The following is a 24,330-nucleotide window of genomic DNA, read 5'->3' on the forward strand; positions in this document are numbered from 1 at the left end:
TTCCTAACCTAATAATTTTTCGATCATAAGCGGGTCAAAGACGACCTGCTTCTTCTGATCCACCTCAATCTGATACAGGGCATTTGCGGCGATATGTTCTGCCGCCTGTTCCAGATCACGAATACCTGAGGTATTGGCGTAAAGTTCGATCACCTTATCCAGTGCTTCCTCAGACAAGACACATTCCTCCTGCCGCATGCCGATACGCTTTAATACTTTTGGCAGTGCAAAACGTGAGAAAATGATCTTCTTTTCTTCGTCGGTATAGTCCGGGATCTCGATCACGGCAAAGCGCGACATCAATGGTGCACTGATCTGATCTTTGTCGTTTGCCGTTGCGATCGGATAGACGCCATTGGTCGGGATCATACATTCCATGTAATTGTCGGTAAAGCCCAGATTATCCAAAAGGGTCAAAAGCACATCTGCCGGATTGCCGTTGCCCTTGCCGGATGCCGCCTTATCCAACTCGTTGATGATAAAGACCAGATTGGATTCTCCTGCCATGGAAAAAGCATCCATGATGATACCCGGTTTTGCGTTGGCATAAATGCGGGAACTTCCGGTCAACTGCTCCGGATCATTGATGGAAGACATATCCAGTGTCGTCCAAGGCATGCGAAGGATCCTTGCCACAGCATAGGCGATCTGGGATTTTCCCGTACCTGCCGGTCCGATCAGAAGCAACCCATAGGCAGGCAGTGTATGGGTACGGTTGATCTGGATGATCGTCTCGATAATTCTTTGTTTTACCCGCTCCATCCCATACAATTCTTCATCCAGAATACGTCTGGCTTCTACCGGATCGATGGCTTCAAAATATTGGTTCTTCCATTGAATATTCATCATAATGGAAAGAGCGCGCTGCGCGTGTCTGCGCTCCTCGGGTGAGACTTCATGGGATTTGGCAACTGCCAGATTTCTCCTTGCCCAAAGCCGGATATGATCCGGCAGAGTCTTGCCCGCACAGGTCATAAAATCCGTGATGCTCTGGATGCTGGTCAGTTTCATATCATCCCCGGACTCATCCTTCTCATCATCCTCAGTCAGATCTACCGGTGCCTGACTTGCAAAAAGCCTCTCCATCATAAACTGTAAAAAACCGTCCTCCGCAGATAACTTGGTGCCACCACCAAAAGCCATTTCGCGAATGCGGTAAACTGCATAGCCCTCGGTCGTATTGACTCCCGATAACTGCACCTGAATGTGGTTTTCTCCCAGCCATTTTAAAAGGCTTACAAAACGGGCATCCACGCGCAGAATATCGGCATTTATCGTCATCCCATCCACATCAAAGGCAAAGGCTGTCTGCGTATTCTGGTTCAGAAACGTACCGTTGGAATGATGCTTCCACTCCTGTCTGCTATGATCGAGGATCAGGATCGGATGCTTTTCATCCGCGTACGGTTCATTGGATGAAAAGACCGTATAGGTACATTGGCTCTTTTTGTCTTCCTTTGGTTTATCTACAAAATCAAACACCGGCATGTGTTTTTCCTCCTTGCTTATCTTATGTCTGCAATAATTATTTTATTATAGCACAAAATAGAAGGATCATGCTCGCTTTGTACCATATCTGCCAAAAATTTTGTAAGTACTATTTTTCAGATATTTTCCATATATCTTCTTTATGATATTTTCTTTGCATGGCAAAAGTATGCTCTGTTCAATATTATTTTCTGAATATTTAACAACAAAAAATAACCCCTACGAACCGTGTCACCACCATTCGTAAGGGTTAAAATCATTTCAATATTTAAGAAAAGATCCGATTATGCGTTCATCTGTGCAGCAACTTCTGCAGCAAAATCTTCTTCCTTCTTCTCGATTCCTTCGCCTGTCTCGAAACGAACAAATCCTTTGATCTTGATGTTAGCGTTGTTAGCCTTAGCAACTTCATCTACATACTTAGAAACGATCTGCTTGCCATCTTCAGCCTTAACATATACCTGATCAAGAAGTACAACTTCTTTTAATTCCTTGTTGATACGTCCCTTGATCATGCCTTCGATAACCTTCTCAGGCTTCTGAGACTCCTTAGGATCGTTAGCGATCTGTGCACGAAGGATCTCTTCTTCGTGAGCAAGATATTCATCACTTACTTCAGATCTGTCTGTGTACTTAGGATTTAATGCTGCAACCTGCATAGCAAGATTTCTAGCCATTTCCTTTACAGCATCGTTGATAACGTCTGTCTCAACGTCAACAAGAACACCAATCTTACCACCCATGTGAACATAGTCAGCAACAAAACCGTTGTTCTCTTCTACCTGAGCGAAACGACGAATCTTTAAGTTCTCGCCGATAACAGCAATCTGGCTTGCAAGTTCTTCGTTTACAGTCTTTGTTGTATCAAGAGACCATGTCTCAGCCAGAAATCCTTCGATATCTGTAGCCTTTGTATCCATTGCCTGCGCAGCAACCTGTGCTACATAGTTCTGGAACTTCTCGTTCTTAGCAACGAAGTCTGTCTCAGAGTTTACTTCTACGGCGACTGCCTTCTTTGCATCATCAGATACCTTTAATGCAACGATACCTTCTGCTGCGATACGACCAGCCTTCTTCTCAGCCTTTGCAAGACCTTTCTTTGCAAGGTACTCTACTGCAGCGTCCATGTCGCCATCAGTCTCGCCAAGTGCCTTCTTACAATCCATCATACCTGCGCCTGTAAGTTCGCGCAGTTCCTTAACCATAGCTGCTGTAATAGCCATTGTCATGTCCTCCAAATAATAAAATTATGCTTCTTCGTTCTCTTCTACTTCTTCTGCGTTATCTACATCAACAGTTCCCTGCTTTGCTTCGATAACAGCATCAGCCATCTTACCAACGATAAGTTTTACGGCACGGATAGCATCGTCGTTACCCGGGATCACATAATCAAGTTCATCCGGATCACAGTTTGTATCTGCAATACCGATAAGTGGAATACCAAGTGCATGTGCTTCCTGTACGCAGATTCTTTCCTTCTTAGGGTCTACGATAAAGATAGCATCTGGGATTCTTCCCATATCCTTGATACCACCAAGGTTCTTCTGTAACTTCTCTAATTCCTTCTTGAGGTTTGTAACTTCCTTCTTAGGAAGAACATCAAATGTTCCATCTTCAGCCATTGCTTCGATCTCTTTTAATCTAGCAATTCTGCTCTCGATTGTCTTGAAGTTTGTAAGCATACCTCCAAGCCATCTCTCGTTTACATAGTACATACCGCAACGCTCAGCCTCCTGCTTGATCGCATCCTGTGCCTGCTTCTTTGTACCAACAAAAAGAATTGTTCCACCCTGCTCTGCAATATCAAATACTGCATCGTAAGCTTCATCTACTTTACCTACAGACTTCTGCAAGTCAATGATATAGATACCATTTCTCTCTGTGTAGATGTAAGGAGCCATTTTAGGGTTCCATCTTCTTGTCTGATGTCCGAAATGAACACCTGCCTCTAATAACTGCTTCATTGAAATAACACTCATTTTCTTACCTCCTGGTTATTTACTTCCACATAATTCATCTTGGTAAAAGACCCGTATTTTGGGCACCGATCTACCAATCCTTATGTGTGATTAATTTTGAGCCGTTGACAATTATATCACAGCCCCCATGGCATTGCAAGGACTTTTTCTACTGTGCCTGCTTGGTCGTCAGCAATTCTCCGATCTCAAGAAAAGTGGCTCCCTCCGGGATCTGATAGGTCCCCGGCAAAAGTTGATTGTCCAGATCCTGGTCTGAAAGATAGAGATCAAACGACTTGGCATTATCGACAAGTCCTACCTCCTGCAAATGCTGTGCGATCGTAGCCGATGTATCGCCGGATGCGATCGTAAATTCTATGACATTCTTTTGACCGCCATCTTCTGATGTCGTTGCATCATCCGTATTGCTGTCACTTGCATCGGCATCATCCTTTTGATCCTTTGCTGTCTTTGTATCTTTTTTATCTGCACTGTCGCTATCATCCGCCGGCATTTCCATGCCCAGTGCCTCTGCCTTTTGCATGATCTCATCATCCGAAAGCGTCGGCTTATAAACGGCAAATGCGATCGTAAAGATCAGGGTCGTCAGGATCACGCCAATTCCGGCTCCCCGTAAATAATATTTAAACCTCATGTGCCTGCTCCTCACCAAACAATCCCAAGACCAGTTTGACCTCGCCCAGACCTCTGCCCAACTGCTTGGCGATCTCCACCTCACTCATGCCTTCTTTATACATAGAAAGGATCTGTGCATTCTTCTTGGGTTCCGTCGTCTGTTCTTTTTCATCCTCTGTGACTACCTGTGAACGGAAAGCATCTTCTAAAGAAGTCTGCTTTTCTTCCTGCGACGCCATTTCTTCCTCTAAGGTCTCTGCCTCCGCGTCCATAGAAACACCGGTCACCTGCAACTTGTCATCCAGTGTCTCCTCCATCTGTGCGACCGCAGACTGCATCAGGGTCAGTTCCTTCATGAGTTCTGTCACCCGCTCCTGCTTGTCATTTAGCATATCGTACAAAAAGACGATCTCATCATGCGACTTGTTCATGGATGTAAGCACCGTATCCGAATACTCGCTGATGGCTAAGATCTTTTCATTGGTCTCCTTTTCTCCGCCACGCTCGATCTGTGCCACGGCATCCTCGACCTTATCCTGGATCTTTTCATCGATCTGTGCCGAAGCGTCCTGCATTCTGGCATCCAAGATCACTTTGATCTCCTGCTCGCTCATTTTCTTCATTTCTTCCAGATCTGCTTTCGATAACTTTTCCGAAACAAAAAAACTACCGATCAGGCAGACCATGCCAATCACGATCATGGCAATCTGTAACCCTGTCATTTCCTGTGCTCCTTATATCTTGATATCAAACGAAGGCTGTCCCGTCTTGATGCGCACGACACCATCGCTATCCATGTGTTTTTTCTTTCTGGCTCTCTTTCGCCCCTTGGCATCATAGCCTCTGCCATTGCCCTCGCCGTCTTCATAATTATACTCATGCTGCTGGGATTTTTCCATCTGTTGCACCATAGAACTGGCATTCTGCTCCTCGTGCATGACCGCGACCTGCACATTCTGCTGTTGCAGATTGGCTTTGTTATCTTCATTCGCCTTTGCCTGAGAAACCTCATGCGTATTCTGAATCATTCCGTTGAAATCCACCGGTCGAATTGACATAAGACATCACTCCTTATTACATGTTGTTGATGACGATCTCGCCGTTTTTGCGTTCCAGACAACAGAAAGATCGTTTTTCCTGCATCACGCAGGAGGCATCTGAAATGCTGATCTGCGTTCCCGGATAAATATCCTTTTTGACCACCACTTTTGCATGCGTTCCCGTCATCATCTCACGCTGCAAGGCTTCGTATTCTGTCTGATTTGCCTCCAGTTGCCGCTTGGCTTCATTGACCGTCGCAAGGATCTGTGTAAAGTAGATTTTATGTTTTGCATCTAAAGGCTGACCTGTCTTGACATAGGCAACGTACTTTTCCATGACCGGGCGATATTTTTCCAAGGTCTTTTTGTCTTCTGCAATATCCTTTTGCAACTGGTTGAATCGTTCCTTTTTCTCCGGCGGCATACCGACCTCGATCACGGTATGTGCTCCCATGGAAGAACCGATGCTGTTTGCCTCGACCTTTCCACCGGCGCGGATCACACCGCCATTGATAAATCCTTTTTTTTCTGCCACAATGACATCTTCACCGGCAGAAACTTCACTATAGATAATGGAACCGGTCTCCACATAACCACCGGCAAAGACCTTGGCGTTTTCAATGTATTTGGTGATGACATTGCCTTTTGCCTCTAGCAGTCCGCGCTGCATCCCCTGGATACCGCACTGGACGATGATGTCACCACCTGCCTGTAACATGGCATCTTCCACACTGCCGTCAACCACGATATCGCCCCGCGAGGTCACGACAAATCCACCACGTACGCTTCCATGGATATGCACACTTCCGGCATAATTGATATCACCTGTAGAGGTATCTACATCCGCCTGCACTTCATACACATCCGATACAAAGACCTTGCCGCCCGTCAAAGATACATGTCCGGTCACATCGGAAAACAGATGCAGTCCGTCCTCGGAGATAGAAATATTTCTTCCGTATTCCAAGACTTTATTTTTGACCGATCTCGGCGGCAGCGCCTTGCCAAAGACATCCATGCCCGGCTCGCCCTCGTCCACCGGATGAAGTGTCGCCAGTTTGTCTCCCTTTTCGACCGCACAGATCGTATTTAAGGCATGATAATCGACCGAGCCATCCTCATTGTGCTTTGGTTTTAAGGATGGATTGATGTTAAAAAAGTATTCTATCTTTGCGTCATGTCCGTGGCGCGGCTGCTTGCCCTCTGCGACCACGATCTGTGTGCAATAGATGGGATTTGCCAGAAAATCTGCAATATTTTCCTGACAGATGCCAAAGCGTATCCCCATCCCCTTAAGATAAGCAAGAATATCCTGCTCATTTAAGGAAGCGCCGCCCTGTGACGGCGGATAAAAGGTTGCCGTGATCTTCATCTTATCCAAAGAGCAATGCATATGCATGGTCTCCGCAAACTCCAGTCCGTCTCCACTACCTACCGGCACCACGCAATCGCTTCCCATAGCGATTGCCTCCGCCAGTTCGCGCTCCCTGTAGCCGCTGATCCCATGATCGTCCAAAAAAGAAGCCAGTTCCTTATAAGAAACTGGCACACCTTCTGCTTTTGGCGCAAAGAGATGGCATACGGCTAATTGCTCTTTCCAAGTAATTCTAAAATACCCATTCCGTTGCTCCATAAAAGCCCCCTATTCAATATTTGTCAGGATCCCCAGATAATTGCCCATGCGCTTGCGCAGCTTTGCGATCGCTTTTGTATGTAATTGGGACACTCTGGACTCTGATACCTCAAGTACCATACTGATTTCCTTTAAGGTAAGATCCTCATAATAATACATCAACACAACTTTGCGTTCTTTTTCTGTCAAGGTCTCCAATGCCTCAGAAAGCATCTGCTTTAATTCCTGCTTGGAGATCATTTCCTCCGGCTGGATGAAATGCGAATTGCGATGCGTATCCATCGCCGGTTCTGTGCCTTGCTCGACAAATTCGTTCAAAGACACCACATTGGTCACTTTTAACTGTGACTGCCAGTCTACAAGTTCATCCTCGGATAAGCCAAGTTCTGCGGCGATCTCCTCATCTGTAGCGGTCTTTCCGGTACGCATCTCCACCACCTTGACGGCTTCGTCGATCTTTTTTTGCTTTTGTCTTACCGTTCTCGGTATCCAATCCATCTTTCGAATCTGATCTAAGATAGATCCCCGGATACGCAGGCTGGCATAGGTCTCAAACTTTACATCCTTGCCAAGATCGAACTTGTCGATCGCATCGATCAAGCCAAAAACACCATAACTGACCAGATCGTCAAACTCCACGTTATTGCCCAGATACATGCTAAGACGTCCGGCAACGACTTTTACAAGCGGCGCATATTCGATTATAATCTGCTCTCTTATCTCCGGTGTGGGCTTTTTTTGAAAAGCTTCCCACAACTTCTCTTTGTCAACCGTCTTCATCTATGTGTCTGCCCCCGACGTTTATTCTTCTTCCTGGTCTGTCTTATCCTCCGAGTCTGCGCTATCATCCTCTGCCGCTTCCCCGGACTCGCTATCCTCTGTATCTTCTTCCATGACACGGAAGGAACGATCCAGAAGTACCTTGATCCCTGTACCGATCAATGCAAAACATATCACAGCAATGAACAGTCTTTTGGTATAAACAGAAAAGGATACATCCTGGATGGCAGAAACCAAACATGTGATTCCAGCCGCTAATAGAGTTATAATGATCGGAATCTGTTTTGTTTTCATAGGTCCTCCATCAGATGTATTTTTCCTGTCTACCGACGGACTTGATCAAGAACTGTCCTGTCTCACTGTATAATTCTACGGTCCGTCCAAAATTCAATCCGGTATCTTCCGCGATCAGCGGAATCCCCAGTGCCTTTAACTTGGCTCTGGATGCAATGGCATTTTTCTCTCCGATATTGGTTCCCGGCGAACTGGCATTGCTGAGTTCAAACATCTTGGCACCACCGGCGATCTTGGCTACTAATTTGCTGCGGTTTGCTCCCGCCTTTATCATATCATCGTATAACTTTTGTATTCCCGTATCGGCAAATTTGGCAATATTGGAATTATTTCTGATCTGTGTACTATCCGGTAACATGATATGTGCTAGTCCACTGATCTTTGTCGTCGGGTCATACAGGGCAATCCCGATACATGACCCAAGTCCAATGGTGGTAAGCACATCCGGCGACTTACAGATATTCAGATCTGCCATACCGACTTTTATAACTTGTCCCATAGACTCCCCCTATAATGGCAATCCAAGTGAAGATAAGATCTTCTCGTAGGATTCTTCTTCCGGCATCAAAATGAAATAGCCGTTGATCTGCAGTTCATCGCTGAACTCCGTCTTAATCATAAGGGCGTTGTCTCCAAACATACCAAACTGAATGGCTGGCACACTCAAGATGGCTGCTGCCATATCCACCGCTACGAAAGGTACGGTCGGTGTGATCGTAAGCCCGGTCAGACCGGACAAAGCAGAAAGATAAGATCCTGCTATGATGTTACCGACTTCTTTGACTGCGGACAGATCCATTTCGTCAAAATCTTCCATGTAATCATCCGGACGCATCATCAGGCGGTTGACAATATGATGTGCAGACTCCATGTCCATCAAAAACATCATGCTGCCATCAATATCACTGCCAACACCAAGCATGATGCCGACGATGACCTCGTCCTCTGCTCCGATCGATGTTCCGATCTCTTCCACCGGCAAAAACTGTACCTGTGGAACACTCATATCAATACGAAGTCCAAGCATATCAGCAACAGCGGTCGTTGCATTGCCTGCACCGATGTTACCGATCTCTGCTAAGACATCACGGTATTTTTCATTTACTTCCTGTAAACTAATCATGTATTCCTCCCGCTTTATGAAGCATCTACTTCATCTAAGATAGATGAGATTTCAAGGATAGAGATCAGTTCATCTCCATTCTTTCCAATGCCGTTGATGTACTGTGTCTTGTCTGACTGCGAGTTCTGTGTATTGCGGTCGATCTCATCCTCTGCAAGAGCAATGACTTCCTTGACCTCATCCACAACGATACCGACCAGTCCCTGCTCCTCTGTCTTTAAGATGATGATACGGGTAATGTCTGTAAAGACATCATCCTCCAGGTTCATCTTGCGACGCAGACTCATCAGTGGAACGATCTCACCACGCAGGTTGATAACGCCGATATAATGTGCCGGAGCCTTTGGCACACGTGTGATCTTGCACATGCGCACGATATTATCTACATAGGAAATATCCAGACCATACTGCTCATTTCCGATGGATACAACTATATATTGTACAGTTTCTTTTTCTACAACATCTAATCCGTTTTCGTCTTTCATGTCCTTCTACCCCCTATTAAAAGATTGCGTTTACATCAATGATCAGTGCGACTTCGCCATCGCCAAGGATGGTAGCACCATTGATGATCTTATTGTTGTCAATACATTTGCCAAGTGACTTGATAACGATTTCCTGCTGTCCGATGAGATCATCTACGACAAGACCTGCGTAATTGTCGCCCTTGCGGACAATTACAACGGTCAAGTTGTCCGGCTCTTCCTCGGATGGTGCAGAGTCTAACATCTGATCCAGACGGATCAATGGAATGACCATGCCTCTCAAGTGGATCACTTCTTCTGCCTGCACATACTTGATATCGCTGACAGGAATATTCTCGATATTCTGGATAGATCCCAAAGCGATCGCATACTTCTCGTCTCTGACCTCAACCATGAGTGCCTGGATGATGGCAAGTGTCAGTGGCAGGCGGACAATAAAGGTTGTACCGGTTCCCTTGACACTCTTGACCGTAACATCACCGCCCAAAGCCTCGATATTGGATTTAACGACATCCAGTCCAACACCTCTGCCTGAGATGTCTGTGATCTTCTTTGCCATAGAAAAACTTGGCATAAAGAGGAAATCGATGATCTCTTTCTGGGTTAGATTTTCTGCCTGTTCCGGTGTGACAAGACCTCTTTCGATCGCCTTTTCCTTAACCTTTTCTGTATCAATACCGGCACCGTCATCCTTAACCTCAATGATGACATTGTTGCCTTCCTGAAATGCGTTTAAGATGATGCTTCCTGTCTCAGGCTTGCCTGCCTTCTTTCTTTCTTCCGGTGACTCGATACCATGATCTGCAGAATTACGGAGCAAATGCTGCAAAGGATCGCCGATCTGATCGACTACGGTTCGATCCAACTCTGTCTCTTCACCGGACATGTAAAGTTCCATTGGCTTGTTGAGTTTACGGCTCAAATCACGGATCATACGAGGGAACTTGTTGACAACGCTCTCGATTGGAACCATTCGCACTTTCATGACTGACTCATGCAGATTGGTCGTAATACGTTCCAGATACTCGATCTGATCATGGAAGGACTGGTTGTTGCCCTCGCCGTTTTGCTCGGAATCACTCAGAGATACCAGACTGTTCTTTGCGATGATAAGTTCGCTGACCTGATTCATCAGAGCGTCTAACTTTTCAATATCCACACGCACGGTTCTTGCTGTCACCGGCTTGTTGTTGTTTGCCTTAGCAGACTTGGCAGATGTCTTTGTTGCCTTGGCTGCCTTCGGTGCCTCAGCAGGCTTGCCCTCTGTCTTTGTCTCTTCCTGCTTGGTCTCCGGTGCTGCTTCCGGTTCTTCTTCCTGCATAAATTCTTCGTGGCTGGACTCCTTGGCATCCACACCCTCGATCTCGGAAACTGCCTTGATCGCATCTACGATCGGCTGTAATTCCTGACTGGATGCAACAACCAGACTGAAATCCAGATCAAACTTTTCATCCTCAATATCCTGTGAACTTGGGTTGTAAGCAAGAATCTCGCCGAAATCCTCTACTGCCTTAAATACCAAGAAAGCTCTTGCCGCCTTTAAGAGGCAGTCTTTTTGGATATGTACGGTAAATTCATAGATATGGAGTCCGGATTCCTGTGCTTCCTTGATCTTGCTATAGGTCACATCATCCACTTCCATATGAGAAAGTCCATCTGATGCAGCCTCTTCTTTGGCAGGTGCAGCCTTGGTCTCTACTGCTTCCTCTGCCGGTGCTGCTGTGGCACCGCCGTTTAAGTAATCATTTAACTGCTGGATCAGGGCTTCGTTGCCGTTGTCTCCCTCATCCGAAGTAGCCTTGACCGTCTCAAGGTATTCCTCGATCGCATCCAGACAACTGAATAAGATATCGATCAGGTTGCTGTTGACCTTGATATTGTCATTGCGGATCTCCTGAAATACATTTTCCATATCATGGGTGAGTCGCTGCATCTTCTTGAAGCCCATGGTTCCAGCCATACCCTTTAAAGAGTGTGCTGCACGGAAAATCTCATTGATGACGTCTTTATTCTCCGGCTCTTTTTCCAGAATCATAATATTGTCATTGAGTGCTTGAATATGACCATTTGTTTCGTCGATAAAAATGTCGAGATATTGACTTACATCCATCTTTTAATCCCCCAGTTTCTTAATAATTGCATCTGCTATTTGGTTTATAGGAACTACTTTATCACTCAGACCCTGTTGTTCGATGGATCTGGGCATGCCATAGACAACACATGTGTCCTGACTTTCTGAAATCACATAAATCTTCTTGTGCTTTTTGAGCATCTGGATCCCCTTGGTACCGTCTGCACCCATGCCTGTAAGGACAACGCAGAGGATCTCCTTGTAATCCGAATGGCAAAGGGACTCATACATAAGATCTGCACAAGGCTTGAGGCTGCCGATCGGCGGTTTGTCATTGAGGCTTACCATAGGGCGACCGCTTCTGTCCTTGCCGATCTCCATATGCTTGCCGCCGGGTGCAATGTAGACCCAGCCAGCCCTCAGTACCTCCTGATCTTCTGCCTGCTTGACATGGATGGCACTTGTCTGATCCAGTCGTCTGGCAAGAGAATCCGTAAATCCTGCCGGCATATGCTGTACCAAAACCAGCGGAACCGGAAGATCTGCCGGAAGCATAGGAATCAATACCTGCAATGCCTGCGGACCTCCTGTAGAACAAGCCAGAGCGATCAGGGTATCCTTCCGCATACCGGAAGATGTTGCGGTCGCATCCTTGTCCACATCCCGGTGCACTGTCGTATCTACGGAGCGATCCAGTTTCTGAGATACGCGCTGGACCATCTCCCGTACACGCTTGGTAGCCTCATAAGGATCCACCGGCTGTGCATGCTTTGGTGCCGGCAGACCACGGGATGCATTGTGCAGTGAACGAAGGAGTTCACTTGCTACCTTATCTGTCATACCATGCAGGCGATTCTCCCGATATACATAATCATAAGCCCCCAGGCTCATCGCCTGACGGATGGTCTGCATATCTTCCGCAATGGAAGACGTCAAAAAGATGACGCGCGGGCGGTTCTCCAAAGTCTGTAACTGTCGCATAAAGGTAAGTACATCCATGCGCGCCGACAGACCGATGACAACGATCGCATAGGCATTCTCTACTATTTTGTTGTAAGCATCTTGTGTGTTCATGCTCATCTCAGACACTTGAAAATCTTTGTCTGTATTGATTATATCACAGATTTTCCTTCTCATGAGTGCAGAGTTATCAACAATCAATACCTTTTGCATTATATTTCCTGTTCCTTCTTTCTGATCCTACGTTCTTCCTGAAAAACATAGCCGATCAACTGCTCTTTCATGCGTGGATCCTTAAAATAGAATTTCACACGATGCGTATATTTATCCTTGGCATCTGTCTGCTTGGAATCGATCACTTTTGCAACCACATCGATGTCCAAAGATGTTTTTTTGTTCTCCTGCGGCAACTGGAATTCTAAAAGGAGATATTTTACATTGGCTAAAGAGTTGCTGGATGTAAACCTTGCGCCACCGCCGCTGATATCTAAGATGGTTCCGATGCCGCGTATCGTCATCTCATTGCCTGCGGCCATTTTTTCTCTCACGGCATCGATCGTGCCCTCCATAGCCGCCTCTTCCGTCACGCCCATAAAGATCATCGGCACCATACAGGTGATCCGATAGTATTCCCGGCGCTGAAATTTTTCCAAAGGACTGGTCAGTACGATCTTTAACAAATAAAAATGCTGTTTTTTGATATGATCTGTCACCGTCCCCTGCGCCTTGTAAAGTCCCATCGGTGCGGAGAAGATAAACTCATAGCGGATGTTCTTTGGTAAAAGCTGCAGCCTGCCGCCGACCATAGGCATTTGCAGTTCTATGCTGTCTTTTGTCACATCAAATATACTTGTATAATAGATGCCCTGTGCTGCGTCTACATCCTCTTTTTCCATCAACTGGGTAATGCGGATATCAACCTTGCAGCCCGGCATTAAGTCTTCCATTCTCATATGATACTCCCGAACGCTCCCTGTCTTTTAAGAACGCCCCATAAAATTATTAAATAATTGCGTGATACCCCAGCGGTAGCGGTTCTTGTCATCGCCGGTCAAAAGATTCTGAGCGATGATCTCAAATGCCTTGGTAGACTTTGCGTTTGGCGCGACCGTCGATACAGTCTTTTGGTTGCGCACCGCCTTTTCCAGGGACGGATCGACCGGTATCATGCCCAGATAATGCAATTTTCCATCCAGAAATTTTTCCACGACAGAATTTAATTTCTGATAAACGGCATTGCCTTCCGCCTCCGAGGTTACCTTATTGGCAACCAGATGCACATTGGTGCCATTGCGGATAAACTTTGGATTTTTGTAAAGTGCCTTCATCAGGGAGTAGGAATCAGTGATGGAACTTGGCTCAGGTGTCGTCACAAGGATCACTTCCGGACTAGCAAGCACAAACTCCAAGACACTGTCCGCCACACCTGCTCCGGTATCTATGATCAAAACATCACATAGATCATTTAAAAGCGACAGGCTGTGCACCAGATAGGAGATCTGTTCTTTTGTCAGATTGTTGAGTCCGACAATGCCGGATCCACCCGAGATAAAACCGATATCCATAGGTCCTGTCGTGATGATCTCACGGATGCTTTTCCCGCCAAAGATCAGATCACTCAGATTGTATTTTGGTACCGTTCCAAACATGACCTCGACATTGGCGAGTCCAAAATCCGCGTCCAGGATAATGACACGCTGCCCCATCTTACGGAACATAATCGCCAGGTTTACCGCCATATTGGATTTGCCAACGCCCCCCTTGCCACTGGTGATCGTGATCACGCGGGCATTGCCAATATTATTTTGATTTTTTTGTTTGATAACATTTCTTAATTGTTCGGCCTGATCCATATTTATCTGCCTCCCAACAAGAGTTTTACCAGTTTTTGTGTATCGACGACCTCAATGTCATCCGGCACATTCTGGCCTGTTGTCACATAGGAAAGCTGCGCTCCCGTGTGCAACTTGATATTTAATATATTACCATATGCACTGGTTTCGTCCAACTTGGTAAAGATCAGATGGAAATCGCAGAATTCATCATAGATATCTGTGATCTCGATGAGGTCTTTGTACTTTGTGGTCGCACTTAAGACCAGATAGATCTGTCTTTCGTATTGTGCCGGAAGATTTTTCAGCAGACGTTTCATATCTTCTCTCTGCCCATCATTCTTGTGTGAAAATCCTGCGGTATCCACCAGTACCAGATCATAATCTGCAAATTTTTCGATCTCTTTTCCAATATCTTCCGGTGTATAGATAATGGATAAAGGAGTATCCAGGATATTGGCATAGGTGCGCAACTGCTCCGCCGCCGCGATACGATAGGTATCGGCGGTAAGAAGTGCCACCTTTTTTTCCTGCTCTACTTTAAAACGCGATGCGATCTTAGCAATGGTCGTTGTCTTGCCTACACCTGTCGGTCCGATAAAAAATACGACCTTGGGCTTGTTCTTGGTCAACGAGATCACTTCCGGCTGTCCCAACTTTAAGATCATCTTCTGGTAGACACTGGAGATCAGATAGTCCAGCCCGTTGGTGCTGTGGGACACACGATCCAGATCATCCATGAACTGATTGATGTAGATCTCATCCACTTCATTATCCAATAAAACCTTATATAAGACTTTAAAGAACTGATGGCTCTGCTCGTCTCTCTCTGATCCTAAATCTTCTACAAATTCCACGGAAGAAAGCGGACGGAATTCCTCTGCCTTTGGCTCGGCTACCATTTGCGCCGCCTGTGATTCACGAAGCGGAGCGATCGGTTTGTGTCCGTTCTTTTCCATGACCTCGTTGACAGCGGCAAATGCCTCTTTTAATGCCATGGTATCACCGGACAAGTCTTTTTGAACCGGTTCTGCCTTTGCTGCACGCAGACTTGCCTTTGGTGTCTCCATACGATTGTCAGCCGTTTCCTGACTTTCCAGATCGCGTAGGGAGATCTCCTCATCTGCAACGGCATCAAAGCCATGGGATGCCGGTCTGGCTGACGGTGCCGGCGGTATGCTAAAGGAAGGCTGTGGCATGACATCATCTTCCAGTGCGGCTGTCACCTCGTACATGCTGCCCTTGAAAATGCCAAGAAAGCCCTTTTGCCGCACTTCCTTTACATTCATGATCACAACCGATGCGCCCATTTCCTCTTTTGCCAGAGCGATCGCTTCTTCTTTTGTTTTTCCCTGAAACTTTTTAATGGTCATCTTATCCTGTCACCATCCCCACTGATTGTAATTCAACATCGGAGTCGATCTCATTATATGAAACCACGATCAGATCCTTTACATAATCTTCTGTCATTTTCTTAAAATACATACGCACGATTGGTGATGTCACAACAATCGGTGTCTTGCCGGTCTCCTCGAACTTTGCGATCTCTGCCTGCAAAGAATCCATAATGGCACGGATGCGTTCCGGATCTAAGGTCAGATATGCTCCCTGCTCCGTCTGCTTGATGGATGCCATGATATCCTGCTCTACCTTTGGATCCAGCGTAATGCAGGAGGTCACTTCATTCGGCACAAAGTAACGGCTGGAGATTGCACGTTTTAAGCCCTGACGGACATATTCTGTCAGGACATCGGTATCTCTGGTTGTCGCTGCATGGTCAGCAAGCACTTCAAAAATAGAAAGCAGGTCGCGGATGGAAATCCCCTCTTTTAAGAGATTCTGCAAGACCTTCTGGATCTCGCCAAGACCCAGCAGTTTTGGTGTAAGTTCGTCCACCAGTGCCGGATTGCTCTCTTTGAGATTGTTGACCAGATTCTGTACATCCTGACGGCTCAAAAGTTCTGCGATGTGGCTGCGGATCACCTCTGTCAGATGTGTTGCAATGATAGACGGCGGATCGACTACGGTATAGCCCAGACTTTCCGCACGTTCTCTCTGGCTGTCTGTGATCCAGATCGCCGGCAGATGGAAGGACGGCTCAAAAGTCGGAATTCCGTTGATCTCCTCCTCCACAAAACCCGGATTCATCGCCATATAGTGGTCAAAAAGGATTTCGCCCTCTGCCACCTGAATACCTTTAATCTTGATGATATATTGATTCGGATTGAGTTGGATGTTATCGCGCAGACGGATGATCGGCACAACCGTGCCAAGTTCCAGCGCGATCTGTCTTCGGATCATAACGACACGATCCAGAAGATCCCCGCCCTGATTGACATCCGCAAGCGGTATGATTCCATAGCCAAATTCCAGTTCAATCGGATCCACCTGCAAAAGGGAAACGACATTCTCCGGTCTGCGGATCTCCTCTGCCTCGGACTCCTCTGCCGCGACTTCTTCCTCGATGCTCTCCTCGCCGATACTCTTGGAGATCGAATAGCCGGAGATCAAAAATGCTGCACCAAAGGCACCGAACAAGACCGGGTTCAGCGGTGTTACCAGACCCAAAAAGATCATAGATGCACCAACAATATAAAGTACCTTTGGAATACCAAATAACTGTTTGATCAAAACGCCGCTGAAATCGGCTTCTTTGGATCCCTTGGTAACTAAGATACCGGTTGCCAATGAGATCAAAAGCGATGGAATCTGGGAGCAAAGTCCGTCACCGATCGTCAACAGACCATATTGCTGGATGGCACTCGTAAAATCCATACCACTTCGCATGACTCCCATTAAGGTTCCTCCGATCAGATTGATAAAAGTGATCAAAAGACCTGCTGTCGCATCTCCCTTGACATACTTTGTCGCACCATCCATAGAGCCAAAGAAGGAGGATTCATCCTGTAACTTCTGTCTTCTCTCGCGTGCTTCCTTTTCGGTAATGGCTCCGGTATTTAAGTCTGCATCGATCGCCATCTGTTTACCCGGCATAGCATCCAGCGTAAATCTGGCAGAAACCTCAGCAACACGTTCAGAACCCTTATTGATAACCATGAACTGCACAATGATAAGGACAATAAAGATGATGGCACCGATCACCAGATCGCCTCCACCAACGAACTGTCCGAACGTCTCAACGACATTTCCCGGCGAACCCGTACTTAGGATCAGACGGGTAGATGAAACGTTTAGGGAAATACGAAAGATCGTCGTAAACAAAAGCAGGGTCGGGAAAAAGGACATATCCAAAACTTCCCGCACAAACAAGACATTCATCAGAACGATCAATGCGACGGAAATATTGAGCGCCAGCATAACATCCAATAATATAGAAGGAATCGGAACAATGAAGAAAATAATTGCCGCCAATAGATATGCTGCAACGCCGATATCGGTTTTTTTAACACCGGATAGATCCATTCCGTTTCCTCCTTTCCATCGTATATCTCATCTCATCTTATCTTAAACTATTTATCTTTTACTGTAAACCAGCGCAAGGATCTCTGCCACTGCCTGATACAACTCCGGTGGAATCTGCTCTCCCACCTCGACCGTCGCATAAAGCGCTCTGGCAAGCGGTTTGTTTTCCATGATCTCCACACCGTTTTCCTTGGCGGTTTCTTTGATCTTTGCCGCCAGATAATCCTCACCTTTTGCGACCACCGTCGGTGCATTTTCAATCTCTGCATCATAGCGGATGGCTACCGCAATATGGGTCGGGTTGGTGATAACGACATCCGCCTTGGGAACATCCTGCATCATACGACGCTGGGATGCTTCACGCATCCTTTGCCTCTGCTGCCCCTTGATCTGCGGATCACCTTCGGTATTTTTATATTCATCCTTGACTTCCTGTTTGGTCATCTTCATGTCTTCGTTAAAACGATGGCGCTGGTAAATATAATCAGCCAGCCCTACCACCAGATAGCAAAGACTGATACGGAGTCCTGTATCTATGATGATATCGCCGATCAAAGAGATCGCCTGGTTGAGCGGTATCTCGTATAAGATGAATAAATTATTTGCCTGTCCCTTGATGCAGGTATATGCCACATAAAAGACCAGTACGATCTTTAGGATGGACATCAAAAGGTTAAAAAGCGAATCTTTGGAAAAAATACGCTTGAAACCATTGACCGGATTAAACTTATCCAGTTTGGGCTCTAAAGGCTTGGTCGATACCTGCCAGCCGACCTGTACGATACTGATCACAATGGCAACCACAAGGCCTGCCGCCAAAAAAGGGGCTGCCAGACGGAGCAGCTGCAGATAGCCCTGGTTCAAAAGTCCGCTCGCCGCCTGTACAGTCATGCCATCCCGCTGGGTATCGACGACATCCGGTATCATCCCATAAAAGAGGTGAAAGACACTGATAAAGCCCTCACCCAGATAGGACACAAAGATACGCAGAGACAGGAATAAAGCGATCAGCATTGCCGCCGAGTTTAATTCCTGGCTTCGGGCAACCTTACCCTCTTCACGGGCATCTTTTAATTTTTTTGAAGTCGCCGGCTCTGTCTTTTCTCCGCCCGGTCCGTCCTGCGCGAACCATTGCAGGTCATAAGACAGAAGTAACACTTTGTCTTCCTTCAAGTTAATACATTCCTTCTATAAATGACACTGTCATGACTTTGATCTCTTTAAAAATAAAATTGGCAATGTCCGGTAATAAAAACGTCGTGATGAACAAAACTGCCAGACCAAGCAGGAGTTTCAACTGGACACCAACGGCGAACATATTCATCTGTGGTGCCACCTTTGCCATGATACCCAAGATACTGTTGAGAATCATCATGCAGGCAAAGACCGGCAAAACAATACGAAATCCAATGACAAAAAGATCCGTACAATACTGCACCATGGAGGCAAGCAAGGAGTCCATCTGAAACTGTGCTCCTCCCAGCGGAAACAACTGAAACGAATCGATCAGCGCACGCAGGATATACTGATGCATATTGGAAACGATCAAAAGCAAGAGGATAAAGTAAGAATATAAATTTCCCGTGATACTGACCTGGCTGCCTGTCGTCGGGTCAAATACCATAGCCATGGAAAGCCCGATATCCATATCAATGATCGTACCTGCAAATAAAATAATGGAATTACAAATATATGCCGCGAAACCGATCAGCAATCCTGTAATTCCCTCTTTGAGCACCAATATGGCATAACCGACTTCCGAGGTGTATGCTGTATGTTCTACCGGGACGGCATAAAAAACAAGAATTGCCACAAATGCAGATAATCCGATCTTTACCCTCCCCGGTACTTCCTTCGCGCCAAAAAAAGGTGCTACAAACACAAAGCAGGAAATCCGTACCAATATCAGTAAAAAATATTCAAATGTACTTATATCAAATGTATATTGTAACATACCAAAACTAGCCTAAAAACGTGCTGAAGTTTGTCCACAATTCCGTCATGTAATCTGTCAATGTTGTCAATATAAAAGCACCAAAGATCAGCATTCCCAGGAATACGGCAACGATCTTTGGTACAAAGGTCAGCGTCTGTTCCTGAATGGAGGTAACGGTCTGAAAAATACTGACGATCAGACCGACGATCAAAGAGATCAAAAGCAGCGGTGCCGCACATATGATGATATTGTAGATCGCATCTCTGACAATATCCAATACCTGTCCTTCTGTCACAAAAATCACGCTCTCTTTCTATTTATCAGTAAAATGTCTTGACCAGTCCGCCAATGACAAGATTCCATCCATCTGCCAGCACAAATAAAAGTATCTTAAACGGCAGGGAGATGGTCGTCGGCGGCAGCATCATCATACCCATGGACATCAACACGGACGAAACGACCATGTCGATCACGATAAACGGGATATAGATCACAACACCGATAATAAAGGCTGTACGCAGTTCGCTTAAGATAAAACTCGGAACCAATACAACAAATGGGATATCATCATAATCTTCATAGGTCGTATCTGAGATCTCACAAAAGAGTTTGAGATCCTTTTCCTGCGTCTGTCCGTACATGAAATTACGGATCGGCTCCACGGCACGATCCAGTGCCTCTTCCTGTGTGATCTCTCCATTGTCCAGCGGTGTAATGGCATTTTCATTGATCTGCGTAAAGGTCGGCCACATGATAAAGAATGTCAAAAACAATGCCAGCCCGATCAAAATCTGGTTGGGTGGCGATGTCTGCGTACCGATCGCGGATCGAACAAAATGCAGGACAATGATGATCCTGGTAAAAGAGGTCAACATGATCAGTATGGACGGTGCTAAAGCCAGAATCGTTATGACCAGTAAAATACGCACATTTGCGGATAAAGATCCGGAATCTGAATCCAGGGTCAATGATACCCCGCCCTTGCCTGTGACCCAGTCACTGGAATTTGGTGCATTGTCCGTTGCTCCGTAGGAAGACGCATAGACTGTACTGCCACTGGCATACCAGACGCTGACACAGATGGCAAAGGTTGCCAGGATCAGACTAAAGATACAATATCCTTTTTTTAATTTGTTTTTCATATTCATGTCTACTTCTTCGGTAAATGTTCTTTGAACTTTTGTAAGGCATCGGCAAAATCGCCCTTAGCCGTCGGGATCGTCATATTCTGGGAAGGCATTTCTTTTAACTGCTCTCCGCTGAGTTGTCCCAAGACTGTGATCTCGTCCTTGCCGATGGCAATGACATAATAGGTGTCCTTGCCTGCCTGTATCAACTGTATGTACTTATTGGTCGTCAGTTTCAAGGTCTCAACAACCGAAAGGTTCTTGCTGATGCTCTGGCTTTTCTGGTAACCAGCAATCCATCGAGTCACATAGTAAGTCAATGCCAGAACGATTAAAAAACAAAAAAGTACAATGATCAGTTGAAAGATATTCTCACCTGTCGATGATAGTAAAATCATTCTTAACCAATAACCTTCTTTACGGCTTCAAGAACACGCTCTGCCTGGAACGGCTTTACGATAAAGTCCTTGGCACCTGACTGAATTGCCTCGATAACCATTGCCTGCTGACCCATTGCAGAACACATGATAACGCAAGCATTTGGATCCTTTGCACGGATTGCCTTTAAGGATTCGATACCATCCATCTCCGGCATGGTAATATCCATAAGCACCAGATCCGGCTTCAACTCCATGTACTTGTCAACTGCTACCTTACCGTTTTCAGCTTCGCCTACAACGTTGTAACCATTCTTTGTCAAGATATCCTTGATCATCATTCTCATAAACGCAGCATCATCACTAATTAAAATATTTTTTGCCATCTCTTACTCTCCTTTTTATCTCTTATTTCATTATCTCGGTAATACGAATACCGAAAGATTCTTCAATGACTACTACTTCACCTTTTGCAACGTATTTACCATTGACCAATACGTCGATCGGTTCGCCGGCGATCTTGTTTAATTCTATGATCGTTCCCGGTGCAAAATCCAAAATATCCTGAATGGATTTGTGTGTCCTGCCTAACTCGACAGTCACTTCCAATGGAACGTCCATGATCAGATCTATATTTTCCGGCTGGTATGGTGCCTGATAATTGCCGGCAAAAGGTTGGAATTGTGCAGGCTGCACATTGACCTGCTGTTGTGGTGGATATGGTTGCTGCATATATGGCTGTTGCATATATGGCTGTTGCATATATGGCTGTCCGCCTGACGTTCCCATATCCGGCATTGGTTGCGGCGGTGGGGTCTGCCCTAGCATGGCTTGTTCCTGCATCTGCCCCTGCGCTTGCGGTGGGGTCTGTGGTGCCGCCTGTGGCTGTGATGCCGGTTCCGGCTGCGGTGTCGGCATGTCATCATCCACGGTCGATGCCGTATCGCTCTCCATATTCGACATGATGTTACTGCACATCTCCTTGGCAAGTGATACCGGATACAACTGCATAATCTCACTATCCACCAAATCACCAATCAGCATTTTAAAGGTAATCTTAACGAATCTTCCCTCCAGGAAATCTTCGATTTCTCCTCCATCGGTTGTATCCTGCAGATCCATCAAGGTTGAGGATGGTGGGCTGATATCAATCATGGTATTTAGCATGGATGACATCGATGTTGCAGAAGATCCCATCATCTGGTTCATAGCTTCACTGATTGCACTCAAATGCAGTTCTGTAATCTCACCATCTGTGTTTGAGCCATCGCCTCCCATCATCAGATCCGTAATGATTTTTACATCATTTTCCCGTAAGACTAAGATATTGCTTCCATCTAATCCTTTGGTATAAGCGATTCGTACCAAAACACATGGTTTTTCATATTTATCTACAATCTCATCCCACGTTCCCATGGAAACAACGGGCGTTGAAATTTCGACTTTTTTATTTACTAAGGAAAACAGTGTTGTCGCTGCCGTTCCCATGCTGATATTGGCAATCTCACCAATGGTATCAACTTCATCCGGTGTGAGTTCTTCACCTGCTGCCGCGTCAGACGTGTCAGCATCCGGTATCCCACCACTCAGGAGGGCGTTGATCTCTTCCTGGGATAATACGCCGTCACTCATCTATTCCTGCTCCTCTCTTATGACTGATGTTATTCTAACTGCATAATCTTCTCCGGCTGCGCCGGGAAGTGCAGTAAATTTCTTGATATCTCCGACATAGACATCCAATTCCTGGTTGACCTTGGTATTCAGGCGGATGATGTCTCCCACCTGCAAACCCGAAAAATCGTTAACGGAGATCACGCTTTTGCCAAGGATCGCCTTGACCGGAACGATCGCTTTTGCGATCAAAGACTCGATGGTGTCTGCATACTCCATCTCCACCCGCTCCTGCATGTTGGAATACCAGAACTTGGTGTTTAACTTGTCCATGACAGGCTCTAGGGTAATATACGGAAGACAGATGTTCATAAAACCTTCCACATCCCCGATCTTGATGCTGATCGTCACAATCGCGATCATTTCCGATGGAGAAATGATCTGCGCAAACTGGGAGTTGGTCTCAATACGCTCCAAGCGCGGATGTACATCCAAAACATTGGTCCAAGGCTCACGCAATAACTGTACGCAGGCAGTCATGATACGTTCAATGATCAGAAGTTCGATCTCGGAAAACTCTCGTACTTTATCAAGCGGTTCTCCCTCGCCTCCTAACATACGATCCACGATCGCATATCCCAACTTGGATGCCATTTCTACAATGATATTTCCCTCTAAGGGTTCAAAGTTGACAATACCAAGCAAGACCGGATTGGAAAGGGAATTGGAAAATTCCATATAGGTAACTGCCTCCGAATTCATCACCTCTACCTGTATGTTCTTGCGCAAGTAGACCGGAAGGTTGGTAGACAGTAATCTGCCATAATGTTCAAAAATAATCTCAAGGGTTCGTAAATGTTCTTTGGAAAACTTGGATGGTCTGGAGAAGTCATAGTTCTTGACCTGCTTCTCGCTGCTTGCCTTGATCTCTTCAGCATCTACTTCACCACTGCTCAGTGCCTGTAATAAGTTGTCTATTTCATTTTGGGAAAGTATATCGCTCAAGTATTCTCACCACCCACTGCAAATTTCTCCTTTTTACTGATATTGTGCCGTTGGGAATCCTACCGCTACAATAAAATCAGACCCAAACATCTTTTGAAGATCTTTCAAGATCTCATCCTGAACTGCTGACTGATTATTCTTGATCTCGTCTATCGTATATTGTGAAACAATGTTGTTGATGTCGCCCTTGATCAGATTGACCTTTTCTTCGACCTGTGGCTTAAGATCCTTATAATCACTGTTCTTGGTATCCATGGAGATAGATACGGTGAGCATAGCGAAATGATCCTTGCCGTCCCCATCCTGCTTAAGGTTGATGGTCTGTTCATCATCAATATTATAAACCTCGATCTGGTCGATCGGGATATTGGCGTTGCTGGTCGCACTGCCGGACTCCAGATCCAGATCAATGGCGCTGCATACCTTAGTGATCAGTTCATTTGCTTTTTGTGTCTCCGGCAAAATCGTGATCGTCAGGATCACGGTGAGTACCAAATTGACAACCACGAGTGCTAATGTAATAACAGTAATAAGATTTTTCTTCATGATTG

General features: G+C 45.9%; 27 protein-coding genes. All 27 read right to left on the reverse strand.

Features of this window, described 5'->3' with window-relative positions; translation table 11 throughout:
• Positions 1-3: 3 nt before the first annotated feature.
• The 27 genes from H8R94_RS01325 to H8R94_RS01455 all read right to left on the reverse strand — a co-directional run bounded on the left by H8R94_RS01325 (position 4) and on the right by H8R94_RS01455 (position 24,325).
• The gene (locus H8R94_RS01325; RefSeq protein WP_186853646.1) at positions 4-1,488 is read right to left on the reverse strand and encodes an AAA family ATPase; all 1,485 of its coding nucleotides are present in this window, start codon (positions 1,486-1,488) and stop codon (positions 4-6) included.
• A gap of 284 nt (positions 1,489-1,772) precedes the next feature.
• Positions 1,773-2,711, reverse strand: a complete 939-nt coding sequence (gene tsf, locus H8R94_RS01330) for a translation elongation factor Ts (RefSeq protein ID WP_118281098.1) — start codon at positions 2,709-2,711, stop codon at positions 1,773-1,775.
• Between the two features lie 24 nt (positions 2,712-2,735).
• Positions 2,736-3,467: a 30S ribosomal protein S2 gene (rpsB, locus tag H8R94_RS01335; RefSeq protein WP_118281097.1), complete on the reverse strand. Its 732-nt coding sequence runs from the start codon at positions 3,465-3,467 to the stop codon at positions 2,736-2,738.
• A gap of 148 nt (positions 3,468-3,615) precedes the next feature.
• A complete protein-coding gene (locus tag H8R94_RS01340; RefSeq protein WP_118281096.1) occupies positions 3,616-4,101 on the reverse strand; it encodes an MltG/YceG/YrrL family protein in 486 nt (161 codons plus the stop codon).
• Positions 4,091-4,804 (reverse strand): DUF6115 domain-containing protein, encoded by a 714-nt coding sequence (locus tag H8R94_RS01345; RefSeq protein WP_118281095.1) that lies wholly within the window; start codon positions 4,802-4,804, stop codon positions 4,091-4,093. The genes H8R94_RS01340 and H8R94_RS01345 overlap by 11 nt, the downstream gene beginning before the upstream one ends.
• A 12-nt stretch (positions 4,805-4,816) precedes the next feature.
• A complete protein-coding gene (locus H8R94_RS01350) occupies positions 4,817-5,140 on the reverse strand; it encodes a hypothetical protein (protein ID WP_118281094.1) in 324 nt (107 codons plus the stop codon).
• Positions 5,141-5,156: 16 nt separating this feature from the next.
• On the reverse strand, positions 5,157-6,755 hold the full coding sequence (locus H8R94_RS01355) for a FapA family protein (protein WP_118534734.1): 1,599 nt from the start codon (positions 6,753-6,755) through the stop codon (positions 5,157-5,159).
• A 9-nt stretch (positions 6,756-6,764) separates the two neighbouring features.
• Positions 6,765-7,535: a FliA/WhiG family RNA polymerase sigma factor gene (locus tag H8R94_RS01360; RefSeq protein WP_118534733.1), complete on the reverse strand. Its 771-nt coding sequence runs from the start codon at positions 7,533-7,535 to the stop codon at positions 6,765-6,767.
• 21 nt (positions 7,536-7,556) lie between these two features.
• On the reverse strand, positions 7,557-7,829 hold the full coding sequence (locus H8R94_RS01365; protein WP_118281091.1) for a hypothetical protein: 273 nt from the start codon (positions 7,827-7,829) through the stop codon (positions 7,557-7,559).
• Between the two features lie 10 nt (positions 7,830-7,839).
• Positions 7,840-8,328: a chemotaxis protein CheD gene (locus H8R94_RS01370; protein ID WP_118281090.1), complete on the reverse strand. Its 489-nt coding sequence runs from the start codon at positions 8,326-8,328 to the stop codon at positions 7,840-7,842.
• A gap of 9 nt (positions 8,329-8,337) precedes the next feature.
• Positions 8,338-8,952, reverse strand: coding sequence for a chemotaxis protein CheC (locus tag H8R94_RS01375; protein WP_118281089.1), 615 nt, complete (start codon positions 8,950-8,952; stop codon positions 8,338-8,340).
• Between the two features lie 14 nt (positions 8,953-8,966).
• The gene (locus H8R94_RS01380) at positions 8,967-9,437 is read right to left on the reverse strand and encodes a chemotaxis protein CheW (RefSeq protein ID WP_118281088.1); all 471 of its coding nucleotides are present in this window, start codon (positions 9,435-9,437) and stop codon (positions 8,967-8,969) included.
• 16 nt (positions 9,438-9,453) lie between these two features.
• Positions 9,454-11,547: a chemotaxis protein CheA gene (locus H8R94_RS01385; protein WP_118281087.1), complete on the reverse strand. Its 2,094-nt coding sequence runs from the start codon at positions 11,545-11,547 to the stop codon at positions 9,454-9,456.
• A gap of 3 nt (positions 11,548-11,550) precedes the next feature.
• Positions 11,551-12,681 carry a chemotaxis-specific protein-glutamate methyltransferase CheB gene (gene cheB, locus H8R94_RS01390; RefSeq protein WP_186853647.1) on the reverse strand — a complete coding sequence of 377 codons (1,131 nt, stop codon included), beginning with the start codon at positions 12,679-12,681 and terminating at the stop codon, positions 11,551-11,553.
• Positions 12,681-13,421 (reverse strand): flagellar brake protein, encoded by a 741-nt coding sequence (locus H8R94_RS01395; RefSeq protein WP_118534730.1) that lies wholly within the window; start codon positions 13,419-13,421, stop codon positions 12,681-12,683. The genes cheB and H8R94_RS01395 overlap by 1 nt, the downstream gene beginning before the upstream one ends.
• A 27-nt stretch (positions 13,422-13,448) precedes the next feature.
• Positions 13,449-14,321, reverse strand: coding sequence for a MinD/ParA family protein (locus H8R94_RS01400; RefSeq protein WP_118281084.1), 873 nt, complete (start codon positions 14,319-14,321; stop codon positions 13,449-13,451).
• A gap of 2 nt (positions 14,322-14,323) precedes the next feature.
• Entirely contained in the window at positions 14,324-15,673 is a 1,350-nt protein-coding gene (gene flhF / locus H8R94_RS01405) for a flagellar biosynthesis protein FlhF (RefSeq protein ID WP_178010456.1), read from the reverse strand.
• 1 nt (position 15,674) lies between these two features.
• Positions 15,675-17,723 carry a flagellar biosynthesis protein FlhA gene (flhA, locus tag H8R94_RS01410; RefSeq protein WP_118281082.1) on the reverse strand — a complete coding sequence of 683 codons (2,049 nt, stop codon included), beginning with the start codon at positions 17,721-17,723 and terminating at the stop codon, positions 15,675-15,677.
• A gap of 51 nt (positions 17,724-17,774) precedes the next feature.
• The gene (gene flhB / locus H8R94_RS01415) at positions 17,775-18,896 is read right to left on the reverse strand and encodes a flagellar biosynthesis protein FlhB (protein WP_243069523.1); all 1,122 of its coding nucleotides are present in this window, start codon (positions 18,894-18,896) and stop codon (positions 17,775-17,777) included.
• 1 nt (position 18,897) lies between these two features.
• Positions 18,898-19,677, reverse strand: a complete 780-nt coding sequence (gene fliR / locus H8R94_RS01420; RefSeq protein ID WP_118534727.1) for a flagellar biosynthetic protein FliR — start codon at positions 19,675-19,677, stop codon at positions 18,898-18,900.
• Positions 19,678-19,684: 7 nt separating this feature from the next.
• Positions 19,685-19,954, reverse strand: a complete 270-nt coding sequence (gene fliQ, locus H8R94_RS01425) for a flagellar biosynthesis protein FliQ (protein ID WP_118281366.1) — start codon at positions 19,952-19,954, stop codon at positions 19,685-19,687.
• A gap of 25 nt (positions 19,955-19,979) precedes the next feature.
• Entirely contained in the window at positions 19,980-20,801 is an 822-nt protein-coding gene (gene fliP / locus H8R94_RS01430) for a flagellar type III secretion system pore protein FliP (protein WP_186853648.1), read from the reverse strand.
• A gap of 8 nt (positions 20,802-20,809) precedes the next feature.
• The gene (locus H8R94_RS01435) at positions 20,810-21,184 is read right to left on the reverse strand and encodes a flagellar biosynthetic protein FliO (protein ID WP_118281079.1); all 375 of its coding nucleotides are present in this window, start codon (positions 21,182-21,184) and stop codon (positions 20,810-20,812) included.
• Positions 21,185-21,186: 2 nt separating this feature from the next.
• Positions 21,187-21,549: a response regulator gene (locus H8R94_RS01440; protein WP_186853649.1), complete on the reverse strand. Its 363-nt coding sequence runs from the start codon at positions 21,547-21,549 to the stop codon at positions 21,187-21,189.
• Positions 21,550-21,571: 22 nt separating this feature from the next.
• A complete protein-coding gene (gene fliY, locus H8R94_RS01445) occupies positions 21,572-22,795 on the reverse strand; it encodes a flagellar motor switch phosphatase FliY (protein WP_118281077.1) in 1,224 nt (407 codons plus the stop codon).
• A complete protein-coding gene (gene fliM / locus H8R94_RS01450; protein ID WP_186853650.1) occupies positions 22,796-23,779 on the reverse strand; it encodes a flagellar motor switch protein FliM in 984 nt (327 codons plus the stop codon).
• A gap of 33 nt (positions 23,780-23,812) precedes the next feature.
• The gene (locus H8R94_RS01455; protein ID WP_118281075.1) at positions 23,813-24,325 is read right to left on the reverse strand and encodes a flagellar basal body-associated FliL family protein; all 513 of its coding nucleotides are present in this window, start codon (positions 24,323-24,325) and stop codon (positions 23,813-23,815) included.
• Positions 24,326-24,330 lie beyond the last annotated feature (5 nt).

It is taken from the genome of Roseburia lenta (assembly GCF_014287435.1).
Lineage (GTDB): Bacteria > Bacillota > Clostridia > Lachnospirales > Lachnospiraceae > Pararoseburia > Pararoseburia lenta.